The following is an 11,901-nucleotide window of genomic DNA, read 5'->3' on the forward strand; positions in this document are numbered from 1 at the left end:
GGACGGGCTCAGGCTGCCGCCAGGCCCGCGCCCTGCAGGAACGCGTCCAGCGCGGGGCCGATGGCCTCGACCATGTAGCCGCCTTCCTGCACGATCACGGTGGGCAGCCCCAGGCTGGCGACGCGCGCGCCGATGTCGCGGTAGGCATCGATGTCGAGCTTGAGCACGCTGATGGGATCGTCCTTGTAGGTGTCGAAGCCCAGGGCCAGCACCAGCGCCTGCGGCGCGTAGCCGTCCAGGGCGGCGAGCGCCGTGTCCAGCGCGCGCAGGAAGGCGTCGTTGCCAGAACCGTGCGGCAGCGGCAGGTTCAGGTTGCAGCCTTCGCCCGCGCCGTAGCCGCGCTCATGCGTATAGCCGGTATAGAAGGGGTAGTAGGCGGCGGGGTCGGCGTGCAGGGATACCGTCATGACGTCGCCGCGCTGATAGAAGATGTTCTGCGTGCCGTCGCCATGGTGCGCGTCCACATCCAGCACGGCCACCTTGGACCAGGTCTGAAGCAGCCGGCTGGCCGCGGCCGCGCTGCTGTTCAGGTAACAGAAGCCGCCCGCGCGATCGCGGTGGGCATGGTGGCCGGAGGGCCGGCACAAGGCGTAGGCCATGCCCCCGGTGCTGGCGACGTGGTCGGCGGCCGCCACCGCGCTGTGCGTGGAGCGCAGCGCCGAGCGCCAGGTCTGCGGCCCGATGGGGCAGGACAGGTCGCTCAGGTAGTAGCCGGTCTGCGCCACGATGGAGGGCGACGGGCAGGGGCCGCGGCCAGCCAGCTCGACGCGGCCGTTGTAGTAAGGCGAAAGATTGGGCAGCACCTCGGGGCCTGGGTCCATGGCAGGCGAGCGCAAGGCCTGCCAGCGCGCATAGGCCGTTTCCAGATAGTCCAGGTAGTCCGGGCTATGGATGTCCTGCAGCGGCTTGCGGCCGTAGTCCGCCGGCGCTTGAACGCGGATGCCGCGCGTGGCCAGCGCGCCTTGCAGGCTTTCCGCCCGCGCCGGCAGATCGGTGGGCGCGCTGATGCGCCCAAGCCGCATGAATTGCTGCGGCGTATGCAGCAGCTGCTCTTCCGAGAAAAACGCCTTCATGGCTGCCCTCGCTGGCGTTATGCGTGCTTGAGTTCGATTTCGACGAACACGAATTCCGTGTCGCTGGGATTGATCACGTTGTGCTCTACACCCACGGGCCGGTAGTAGGCCACGCCGGCGGTGAGCTGGCTGGTGATTTCGCCGTCGGGCGTGTCCAGCAAGAGCGGGCCGGTGGTCTGCGGGACCACCACGTAGTTCATGCCATGGCGGTGCCATCCCGTTTCGCCGCCGGGCGGGAAGCGCCATTCGGTGACGGTGACCATGTCATTGTCGATCTGCACGGTCGGTATGGCGGCGGGGCGTTGCATGGAGCTTCTCCTTGGGGGTATGAATATTCTTGTGCGCTTCAGGCCGCTTGCGCCTTGGTCGGGTCCCAATGCTGGCCGGGGACCGCGGCGATCAGCTGCCGTGTATAGGCGTGTTGCGGGTTGTCGAAGATCTGCGCGGGCGAGCCGTACTCGACCACCTTGCCGCGATGCATGACCAGAACGGAATTGCAGATCTGGGCCGCCACGCGCAAATCGTGGGTAATGAAGACCAGCGCAATCTTCAGGCGTTGCTGCAAATCGTGCAATAGCTGCAGCACCTGCGCCTGAACCGAGACGTCCAGCGCCGACACTGATTCGTCGGCCACCAGCACCTTGGGCTCCAGCGCCAGCGCGCGTGCGATGCCGATGCGCTGGCGCTGTCCGCCCGAAAACTGGTTGGGATAGCGGTCGAAGGCGGACGGGTCCAGCCCGACCAGCGACAGCAGCTCGCGCACCCGCGCCTCGGCCTGCGCGCGCGGCACGCCGTTGGCGACGGGACCGTCGCTGATGATGCGGCCCACGGTATGGCGCGGGTTGAGCGAGGCGAACGGATCCTGGAAGATCATCTGGATATCGTGGCGCAACGGCCGGAAGCGCGATTCCGGCATGGCCGCAATGTCCTGGCCGTTGAAGATCAGCTGGCCGCCGTTGATGCCCACCAGCTTGAGCAGGCATTTGCCGATGGTGGACTTGCCGGAGCCCGATTCGCCCACGATGCCCAGCGTCTCGCCGCGCCGCACGCTGAAGCTGACGCCGTCCACCGCATGCACCTCGCGCTTGCCGCCCAGCCAGCCGCGGCCTACCACGTAGGTCTTCTTCAAGTCCCGCACGTCCAGCACGGGCTGGTCGTGCGCGGCGGACTCGCGCTCGGCGCCGCGGCGATGCGGCACGGCCGCGATCAGGCGTTGCGTGTAGGGGTGGCGGGGGCGGTTCAGTACCTCCTCGGCCGGCCCCTGTTCGACCAGGATGCCTTTTTCCATGACGGCGACCCGGTGGGCGATTTCGGCCACCACGCCGAAGTCATGGGTGACGAACATCACGCCCATGCCTTTCTCTTTCTGGATGCGGGCGATCAACGCCAGGATCTGCGCCTGGGTGGTGACGTCCAGCGCGGTGGTGGGTTCATCGGCGATCAGGAGCGCGGGCTCCAGCGCCAAGGCCATGGCGATCATCACGCGCTGGCGCTGGCCGCCCGACAGCCGGAACGGATAGACGTGGTAGAGCGTGGCGGGGTCGGGCAGGCCCACGAAGGCCAGCAGCTCCAGCGTGCGTGCCATGCGCTGCGCGCCCGGATAGGCGTTGTGCACGCGCATGACTTCGCTGATCTGCTCGCCTACCGTCATCAGCGGGTTGAGCGCCGACAGGGGCTCCTGGAAGATCATCGCCATGTCCTTGCCGCGCATGGCTTGCAGCGTGGCTTCGTCCTGCCGCAGCAGGTCCTGGCCGCGGAACAGGATGCGGCCCTGCTGCGGCGTCAGGTAGTCGGGCAGCAGGCCCATGATGGCGTTGGCGCTCATGGACTTGCCCGAGCCCGATTCGCCGACGATGCAGAGGATTTCGCCGGCGCGGATGTCGTAGGACACGTCCTGGACCGCATAGGGGCGGTCGCCGCCCTTGGGCAGGGCGATGCTCAGGTTCTGGATGGAGAGCAGAGGGGGGGATGCGTTCATGCCGTCCTCCTATTCGCCGCGCTTGCGCAGCTGCGGGTTGAGGGCGTCGTTCAGGCCTTCGCCGATCAGGTTGATGGCCAGCACCGTCAGCAGGATCGCGACGCCGGGCCAGACGCTCATCCACCAGGCTTCGCGGATCATGGTGCGGGCCGCGCCGATCATGAAGCCCCAGCTCATCAGGTTGCGGTCGCCCAAACCCAGGAAGGACAGCGAGGATTCCGTCAGGATCGCGGTGGCGACCATGAAGGACGCCGACACGATGATGGGCGACATGGCGTTGGGCAGGATCTGGGTGCCGACGATGCGGGCCGGCGTCTGCCCGATGACGATGGCGGCCTGCACGAACTCGCGCTGCTTGAGCGTCATGAATTCGGAGCGCACCAGCCGCGCAGCCGGCGGCCAGGAGACGACCGCGATGGCGCCCATGATGGAGTAGACGGACGGGCTCAGGATCGCCACCAGCACCACGGCCATGGCCAGCTGCGGGATGGTCTGGAAGAACTCCGTGAAGCGCATCAGCGCGTCGTCCACCCGGCCGCCGCAGTAACCCGCCACCGAGCCCACCACGATGCCGAACACCAGCGCCACGGCGGTGGACAAGAGACCCACCATCAACGAGACCCGGGCGCCCCAGACCAGCCCGGCCGTGATGTCGCGGCCCAGCATGTCGGTGCCGAAGGGGTAGTCGGCATTGGTGAAGGGCGGAATCAGCGGGTCGGCCACCATCATCCAGGGGGATTCTTCATACAGCAGCGGCGCGGCCAGGGCCACGACGATCACGACCAGCATGATGGCCAGTCCGGCCACCGCTCCGTAATTGCGCATGTAGCGCCGGGCAAATGACTTCATGCGGCGGCTCCTTGCTGCGCGCCCGCGCCGATGCGCGGATCGATGAGTCGGTACAGCACGTCGGTCAGCAGGTTGAACACCACCACCATGATGGAGGTGACCAGGAAGATGCCCAGCAGCAGCTGGTAGTCGCGCTGCAGCAGCGCGTCGAACATCAGCCTGCCTATGCCGGGCCATGCGAACACGGTTTCGGTCAATACCGCGCCGCCCGCCATCTGCCCCAACTGGATGCCGGCGAAGGTAATGACAGGCAGCAGCGCATTGCGCAGCACGTGGGCGCGGATCACGCGGCCGGGACTTACGCCCTTGGCGCGCGCCGTCTTCACGAAATCCATGCCTATCACTTCCAGCATGGAGGCGCGGGTCAGCCGCACGTAGACCGCCATGAAGAAGCAGCCCAGCGTCACGGTGGGCAGGATCAGGTGCTGGGCAATGTCGGCTGCGCGCGCCCAACCCTTCAGGTTGGCGCCCACGGTCTCCATGCCGAAGGCCGGCAGCCAGCCCAGCACCACCGAGAACAGCAGAATGCCCATCAGCGACAACCAGAACAGCGGCGTGGCATACAGCACCAGGGCGCCCGTCATGACGGAGCTGTCGATCCAGCGGCGCTTGTTGCGGTAGCGGGCCTTGGCCGCCACCACGCCCAGGAAGACGCCCAGCACGATGGAAAACACGAAGGCGCAGGACATCAGCAGGAAGGTGGCCGGCAGCCGTTCCAGGATCAGGTCCAGCACCGGCACATGGTTGCGGTACGAGAAGCCCAGGTCCAGCTGCACCACGCCCTTCAGGTACAGCATCAGCTGGGTCAGGATGGGCTTGTCCAGGCCGAACGCGACGCGCAATTGTTCGACGTAGGCGGCGTCGCCCGCGCCGGCCTGGCCTGCCAGCACGGCGGCGGGGTCGCCGGGAGCCAGGCGGATCAGGAAGAAATTGATGATCACCACGCCCAGCACGACCACCAGGGCCTTGCCGATGCGGGAAACAAGGAAAGACAGGAATTTCATGCTCGGGGTCCTCTCTGGTCGGGCGCGGCCTGCCTGGGGCAGCCGTAGTCCGGCCGGCATCCGCCGCCGCGGCAGGCCTGCCGCGGCGGCGTCCTGCGGCGCTTACTTCTCGATGTACACGTCGTCGAAGCTCTCGTTCAGGCCGATGGCGGTCTTGACCAGATTCTTCACGTTGCCGCGGTATAGCGTGGGGAACTCCATGTCCACCAGGAACCCGTTGGCGATCTCGTTGACCAGCGTCGTCTGCAGCTTGGTGTAGAGCTCCTGGCGCTTGGCGGGGTCAACTTCGGACGCGGCCGCCTCCCATTGCTTGTCGGTCTCCGGGTTGCTGTAGCCCTGCACGTTGGCGAAGGGCGACCCCTTGACGATGTTCGACGAGATATAGAGCCGCTGCACGCCCAGCGCGGGGTCGCCGTACTGGTAGGTGAAGGTGGTCGTCATGTCGAAGTCCCAGTTGCCGGTGCGGCTGGCCCAGCCGCCGGCGTCGGTGGCTTCCAGGTTGACCTTGAAGCCCAATTGCTCCAGCGCCTGCTTGGTGTATTCGCCCAGGCGGTCCCAGGTGGAGCCGTAGGGGAAGCTCAGTTGGCGGATCGTGTAGTCCTCGGGCTTGATGCCGGATTCCTTGATCAGCGCGCGCGCCTTCTTCATGTCGAACGCCAGCAGCGGCATGTTCTTGTCGTAGAACATCTCGGTGGTGACGAAGGGGCTGGTGGACACTTTGCCCAGGCCGAAGAAAATGTTGTTGACCACCATGTTGCGGTTGATGGCCGCCATCACCGCCTGGCGCACCTTCAGGTTGTCGAAGGGCGGCTTGCGCATATTGAAGATCAGGTAGGCCTGGGGCGAGAACATCTCCCAGCCAGCCGTCGTGTACTCGACCTTGGGCAGGGCGCGCAGGCGCTTGATGTCGACGTTGTCCACGTCGCCGCCGCGCAGCACGTCCACGCTGCCGCGCTCGAAAGCCACCGCGCGCGAGGCCGAGTCGGGGATGACGTTGAACACCAGTTCATCCAGATACGGCTTGCCGGGCTTCCAGTAGTCGGGGTTGCGGGTCAGCTTGATGTATTCGCCGCGCTTCCATTCCTTGAACATGAACGGACCCGTGCCGACCGGCTTCTGGTTGGCCGGGTTGGTCATGTAGTCGGTGCCTGCATAGATGTGCTTGGGCATCATGGGCGCAAAGCCCGGCTCGAACATCAGCATGAAGGCGGGGAAGGGCGTCTTCAGCTTGACGACCACCGTCTTTGCGTCTGGAGCCTGCACCGATTCCACGAACTTGTTCAGGATCACGCGGGCGCGCGCGTGAGTCTTGGGCAGCATGTCCGCCAGCGAGAAGACCACGTCCTCGGAGGTGAAGGGCTTGCCGTCATGCCACTTGACGTTGTCCTGCAGGTGAAAGGTGTAGGACAGGCCGTCGGCCGAGGCGTCCCAGGACTTGGCGAGGCCGGGCTGGGGCTTCAGGTCGGTGGAGTAGGTCAGCAGGCTCTCGTAGATCTTGCCGGCGACGAATTGCGTGGGACCCTGCTGATTGATGGCGGTGACGATCACCGGCGGTTCGGGCTGGACGATCATGTTCAGCGTGCCGCCCTTGGTCTGCGCCAGCGCTTGCGTGGCGGGCAGCGCGGCCGCGAGGACCAGTGCGCCGATGCTTAGGGAGAACCATTTCTTCGATTTCACTGCGAGCCTCCGGGCTGGAAAGGGTCTGACAGGTGTCCGCGTCGCGGATGCCGTGCACTGGCAAGCAAACCTCATGCCACCTGTGTTTTCAGGGGTACTACGGGTGGAGCCGCTACAACAATGCTTCGTACAGGTGCTCTTCAGCGCGCCGCGCACCATTGCGGAGCGCCGTTCTCGTCGCCAAAGTCTTCCCGCAGGCGCGCCAGGATGCCCAGCAGATGCGCATGCATGGCGTGCCGCGCGCGGATCGGGTCGCGCGCCTGGATGGCCGTCAGGATGCGCTGGTGCTCGGCATGGGCGATGGCCCAGACCTTGGTATCGACGAAGTAATCCTCCATGCGGCTGTACACGGGGCTGGTCTGCGTCAAGTCCCACAGATGGGCGACCGAGGCCGCTACCGCGGCGTTGCCGCAAGCCGCGGCAATGGCGTTGTGGAATTCGCGGTCGTGGCGGCCGGGCGAGTTGCCCAGCGACATGCCCTCGTGGGCGTCGCGGATGGCGGCAATCTGGGCGGGCGATCCATGCTGCGCGGCCATGCCGGCGCACTCGGGTTCGATCAGCATGCGCGCTTCGAGCAGGTCGAACGGGCCGATGCCGTCCTGTCCCGGCGTGGCGTACGTGGCGGGAGCGGAGGCTTCCCGGGAGGCGGTGACGAATACTCCGGTGCCTACGCGCACTTCGACATAGCCTTCAATTTCCAACGCGATCAAAGCCTCGCGGATCGACGCGCGGCTGACCTGCAGTTGTTCGGCCAGCTCCCGCTCGGAAGGCAGGCGCCCGCCGCGAGGGAATTCTCCGGCCCGGATCCGGCCGGCGATCTGGTCGGCGATGACGCGGTACAGGCGGGTGACGGTGGCAGCTTGGAAGGTGTTCATCGACGGTGGGGGCGGGAACTTGGAGCCAAGTGGTCAGGCCACCAAATATAGGCATCTGATCCTTGAATATGAAGGGAAATTTTCCAATTCAAGGGAAAACGATCACAGGGATTCCACCTCTTTCTTTAAGGTGGTCAGGCCAGTTAGGAATGCCTGGCGCGCTTTACAGTTTCCAGACAAATCCGCACAGAAACAGCGCTGTTGCGAACCCGCGCCATCCCATACTCCGTTGCGCCCGATAACGGGCGTGAAGCAAGGCAGTGCGCTGCGCCGGCAGGAAGGGGTAGGAAGTGCGGGAAGTGACGAAGCGGGCGTTCCAGCCCGAGGGCTGGTGGATCGGCGCGGGCATGGCGGTGTATGCGCTGGCGTGGTTGACGCTGCTGGACAGGGCGACCTTGGTGCCGCCCACCGACAACATCGAGCAACTGACCTGGGTACGCAGCCTGGAATGGGGCTATTACAAGCATCCGCCGCTACCGACCTGGTTGCTGTGGCCAGCGGTGCAATTGCTGGGTTGGTCGGCGTGGACCAGCTACATCGCCGGCGCGCTCTGCACCCTGGGCGCTTTCGCGTTGTTGTGGCGCTGGCTGCGGCGCATGCGCGGCAGCGGCCATGCGCGGGCGGCGTTGTTGGCCGGCCTGTGCATCACCTTCTACAACGGCCGCCTGCATTTCTACAACCACGAGATCGTACTGATTCCCCTGGCGGTGGGCTGTGCCGTCGCGTGCTGGAAAGCCTGGACCACGCGCCGGATCGGGTGGTGGATCGTGCTGGGCGCCAGCCTGGGTCTGGGCGCGCTATCCAAATACCAGAGCGCGGTGGCGGGCGCCGCCGTGCTGGTCTTTTGGCTGAGCCAGCGCGGCTGGCGCGATTCCATGCACCGGTTCGGGCTGCAGGTGGCGGCGCTGACCGCGCTGGCGGTCTTCGCGCCGCATCTCTGCTGGCTGGCCTACAACGGTTTCGAGCCCCTGAACTACGCAATGAACTCATCGCTGGCCGCTGGCCTGCCTTGGGCCCACCGCGTGGCGGAAGTGGCGCGGTGGTGGGGCGATCAGATGCTGAACCGCGCGCTGCCTGCGTGGGTGTTCCTGGGCGTCTTGTGGTGGCTGGCCCGCCGCCGCTCAACCGTGGCCGCTGTGAGGACGGAGGCGCTGCCGCGCGATGCTGGCCGCGCCATCCTGCTGTCGTTCGGCTTTACGCCACTGGTGTTCGTCAGCGTCATGACGCTTGCCAGCGGTTCCCATGTGCAACTGCACTGGGGCACGCCCTATCTGCTATTCGTGGCGCCCGCGATGATGGAGCTGGCGCGTGGCGGCGTCTGGGAGCGCGTGCGGCCGCGCGATGCCGTACTGGTGTTCGCTTTGGTCCAGGCGCTGTTGATGGTCCGGGTCGGGCTGACGTCCCCGGGCGGGGCGGGGCTTGTGCGCAAGGCGTCGGACTGGCGCTATTTCGATTCCCGGGCGCTGGCCCGGGCCTTGCATGAACCCGCCAAGGCCGCGCTGGGCGGACCCGTCACGGTGATATCGGGCCCGCCCGCCGAAGCCGGCGCGCTGGCCCTGAGGCTGCCCGAACAGCCGCTGGTGCTGATAGATGGACAGCTCCGTTTCAGTCCCTGGGTGCCGAAGGAGGTGGCCGAGGCTTGCGGCGCGTTGGAACTGGAGCTGGAACCGAGAACGCTCGGAGCGGGGTTCGTCGCAGTCGGCCAGGATTTTCCGGGCCTGCACTGGCGCGTGACGCCGGCCTCCCGGCTTTGCGGCGCGGCGCCTGGCGCGCGTGGCCCCTAGGGGCAGACTACTGCGCCTCGTCGTCCGGTTCGGGCGTCTGCGTGAAGGCGCGCACCAGCCGCGCGATGCCGTCCAGTTCATCGTGTGCGCCCGCCACCCATTCCGGTTTCTCGAACGGGCTGTCCGAAGGGGTGTTGTCCATGCTTGCCTTCAGGTCATTGAGCAGCTCCAGCGCCATGTCGGTGGCCTGGGGGCTGCTGCGGGTCGAGAGGGCGATGGCGATCGCCAGCGCCTGGCGCATGGCGAGCAGGCGGCCGTCCAGTTCAGTGCCCATGATGGTTTCCTTGTTGTGCATCTTTTTGACAGGCGCATTTTACGGGGACGAGGCCGCAAGCGTCGCAGGGAGTCCCTAGGGGGGCTGGCGGATAGGAGGCGGGTCAGCAAGACGCCGGCATTTGCGCAAGATCAACCCGGACTGGCCGGCGCAGGCGAATAATTCCAGGTATGCAAGCCGCCCTACGCCCGTCACAGACAGAATCCCGCGAGCCCTCCGCCGCCAGCCCATTGTTCCCGCCCCAACTTCTGGCGCGGCTGGACAAGAACGGACCCCGCTATACCTCGTATCCCACGGCCGACCGGTATCACGGCGGTTTCGGCGAGCAGGAGTACCGGCTGGCGCTGCAGCAGCGCCGCGCGGCGGCGCCGGCTGAGCCTTTGTCGCTCTACGTGCACATTCCGTTCTGTGAGTCGGTCTGTTATTACTGCGCCTGTAACAAGGTGGTGACCCGCCACCACGACCGCGCCGCCCGCTATCTGGACGCACTGGCGGCGGAGATCGAGCTGCATGTGCGCGAGCTGGGCGAGGGTGTGCCCGTATCGCAGTTGCATTTCGGGGGCGGCACGCCGACCTTCCTGTCCGACGAGGAACTGTCGCGCCTGATGGCAAACCTGCGCCGCGCCTTCCGCTTCGAGCCCGACGCGGAAATCTCGATAGAGGTCGATCCGCGCACCGCCACGCCCGAGCGCCTGGCCCATATGCGCGAACTGGGCTTTAACCGCCTGAGTTTCGGCGTGCAGGATTTCGATCCTCGGGTGCAGGCGGCGGTGCATCGCATGCAGTCGTTCGAAGACGTGCGGGCGCTGATGCTGAGCGCCCGGGCCTTGGGCTATGCCTCGGTCAACATGGATCTGATCTATGGCCTGCCGCTGCAGACCACGGAATCCTTTGCCCGCACCATCGCGCAGGTCATTGCGTTGCGACCCGACCGTATCGCGTTGTATGCCTACGCTCATCTGCCCGCGCGCTTCAAGCCGCAGCGCCGCATCAACGAGGCCGACCTGCCCGACAGGGAGACGCGGGTGGGGCTGCTGAGCGCCGCCATCGACGGTTTCCTGAAGCAGGGCTATGCCTACATCGGCATGGACCATTTCGCGCTGGAAACCGATGCGCTGGCGATCGCCAAGCGCAAGGGGGAACTGCACCGCAATTTCCAGGGCTACAGCACGCAGCCCGACCGCGACCTGGTCGCGCTGGGCGTGTCCGCGATCGGCCGCATTGGCAATACCTACAGCCAGAACGCCAAGGTCCTGGACGAGTATTACGCAGCGATCGAAGCGGGGCGCTTCGCCGTCGAAAGAGGGCTGGCGCTGAGCACGGACGATCTGGTTCGGCGCGAGATCATCATGGACATCATGTGCCAGGGCCGCGTGGACTACAGCCGGGTCGAGACGCGCCACGGACTGCGGTTCGCCGACAGCTTTGGCCCGGAACTGCAGCAGATGGCGAATCTGGCCGAGCTGGGCCTGGTCAACCTGCGCCCCGATGAGCTGCGGGTGACCGGCCTGGGCTGGTACTTCGTGCGAGCCGTCGCCATGGCGTTCGACGGCTACCTGCAGGCGCCGGGCACCGCGGCGAGTTACTCGCGGATCATCTGAGCCGCGGCGTTGCGCGGAGCCTGGGGCTGCGTTCATTCGGCGAACTTCTCCCGAAGATAGAGCGCCAGCGACAAATCGTCGGACAGCTGCAGCTTGCGCATGGCGCGGCGCTTGTGGGTGCTGATGGTCTTCTTGCTGCGCATCAGGCGCGCCGAGATCTGCGTGACGGACAGGCCCTGGCTGATGTGGCGCAGTACCTCCACTTCCGAGGTGGTCAAGGCCGAATGAGGGTGCGTCGGCTGCTGCGGCCGGACCTTGCCGTCCTGCACCGTGAGGAACGCCTCTTTGCCAGCCAGCACGCCGCGGATCATTTCCGGCAGCAGCACCATGCCGCATTCCTTGGCGAAGTAGCCGTTCGCGCCTGCGCGAAAGGCGGCGTATTGGGTTTCCTGGCGGCTGCCCGCCGAGAAGGTGATGAGCGCCATTTCCGGGTGGTGGCGGCGCAGGCGCCGCAGATAGTTCACGCCATCCCAGGGTTCCAGGGGCAGGTAGAAATCGACGAGGGCGACTTCGCAGGGCGAGTGGGACAGTTTCTCCAATAGGGAACGTGCCGAAGTTTCCCGATGCACCACCCGGAAGCCCGGCCGGCTCTCCAGATAGGCGCCCACGCCCACGGCAACCACGGGGTGGTCGTCCAGGATCGCCACCTTGATGAGAGGCGGCGGCCGGGACAGGAGCAGGTGCCGGCGCGTGCCCGGGCGGTCGCCGCTGTCGGCGGGCTCGGGGTTGAGGTGCGGGGGCGCTTTGAGGGTGAGCGCTGAGACAGTTTTCATCGATGCTCCACAT

The 11,901-nt window shown here is 66.3% G+C and carries 11 protein-coding genes; 2 read left to right on the plus strand and 9 right to left on the minus strand.

The features are described 5' to 3' along the window. Positions 1–8: 8 nt before the first annotated feature. From ACM1PE_RS07150 to ACM1PE_RS07180, 7 genes are all read right to left on the minus strand, one after another. Positions 9–1,073 (minus strand): histone deacetylase family protein, encoded by a 1,065-nt coding sequence (locus tag ACM1PE_RS07150; protein ID WP_419342828.1) that lies wholly within the window; start codon positions 1,071–1,073, stop codon positions 9–11. A gap of 17 nt (positions 1,074–1,090) precedes the next feature. Further along, positions 1,091–1,381 (minus strand): cupin domain-containing protein, encoded by a 291-nt coding sequence (locus ACM1PE_RS07155; RefSeq protein ID WP_059380517.1) that lies wholly within the window; start codon positions 1,379–1,381, stop codon positions 1,091–1,093. 38 nt (positions 1,382–1,419) lie between these two features. Continuing rightward, on the minus strand, positions 1,420–3,051 hold the full coding sequence (locus ACM1PE_RS07160) for an ABC transporter ATP-binding protein (RefSeq protein WP_059380518.1): 1,632 nt from the start codon (positions 3,049–3,051) through the stop codon (positions 1,420–1,422). A 9-nt stretch (positions 3,052–3,060) separates the two neighbouring features. After that, on the minus strand, positions 3,061–3,900 hold the full coding sequence (locus ACM1PE_RS07165; RefSeq protein WP_059380519.1) for an ABC transporter permease: 840 nt from the start codon (positions 3,898–3,900) through the stop codon (positions 3,061–3,063). Further along, positions 3,897–4,904, minus strand: coding sequence for an ABC transporter permease (locus tag ACM1PE_RS07170; protein ID WP_118933324.1), 1,008 nt, complete (start codon positions 4,902–4,904; stop codon positions 3,897–3,899). The genes ACM1PE_RS07165 and ACM1PE_RS07170 overlap by 4 nt, the downstream gene beginning before the upstream one ends. A gap of 102 nt (positions 4,905–5,006) precedes the next feature. Further along, positions 5,007–6,581 (minus strand): ABC transporter substrate-binding protein, encoded by a 1,575-nt coding sequence (locus ACM1PE_RS07175; RefSeq protein ID WP_419342831.1) that lies wholly within the window; start codon positions 6,579–6,581, stop codon positions 5,007–5,009. Positions 6,582–6,721: 140 nt separating this feature from the next. Next, a complete protein-coding gene (locus ACM1PE_RS07180) occupies positions 6,722–7,456 on the minus strand; it encodes a FadR/GntR family transcriptional regulator (protein ID WP_419342833.1) in 735 nt (244 codons plus the stop codon). Between the two features lie 290 nt (positions 7,457–7,746). On the opposite strand from ACM1PE_RS07180, the gene ACM1PE_RS07185 reads away from it, so the two are divergent. Then, complete coding sequence (locus ACM1PE_RS07185; protein ID WP_419342835.1) at positions 7,747–9,240, plus strand: glycosyltransferase family 39 protein; 1,494 nt, start codon at positions 7,747–7,749, stop codon at positions 9,238–9,240. Between the two features lie 7 nt (positions 9,241–9,247). On the opposite strand, the gene ACM1PE_RS07190 is transcribed toward ACM1PE_RS07185, so the two are convergent. Then, positions 9,248–9,514: a hypothetical protein gene (locus tag ACM1PE_RS07190; protein ID WP_059380540.1), complete on the minus strand. Its 267-nt coding sequence runs from the start codon at positions 9,512–9,514 to the stop codon at positions 9,248–9,250. 170 nt (positions 9,515–9,684) lie between these two features. On the opposite strand from ACM1PE_RS07190, the gene hemN reads away from it, so the two are divergent. Next, positions 9,685–11,115 (plus strand): oxygen-independent coproporphyrinogen III oxidase, encoded by a 1,431-nt coding sequence (gene hemN / locus ACM1PE_RS07195; protein WP_419342837.1) that lies wholly within the window; start codon positions 9,685–9,687, stop codon positions 11,113–11,115. Between the two features lie 32 nt (positions 11,116–11,147). Here the strand turns inward: hemN and ACM1PE_RS07200 are convergent, their stop codons facing one another. Next, positions 11,148–11,888, minus strand: coding sequence for a response regulator transcription factor (locus ACM1PE_RS07200; RefSeq protein WP_059380524.1), 741 nt, complete (start codon positions 11,886–11,888; stop codon positions 11,148–11,150). Positions 11,889–11,901: the final 13 nt, after the last annotated feature.

Source organism: Achromobacter sp. PD1, assembly GCF_048541815.1.
In the GTDB taxonomy this organism is placed as follows: Bacteria; Pseudomonadota; Gammaproteobacteria; order Burkholderiales; family Burkholderiaceae_B; genus Achromobacter; species Achromobacter bronchisepticus_A.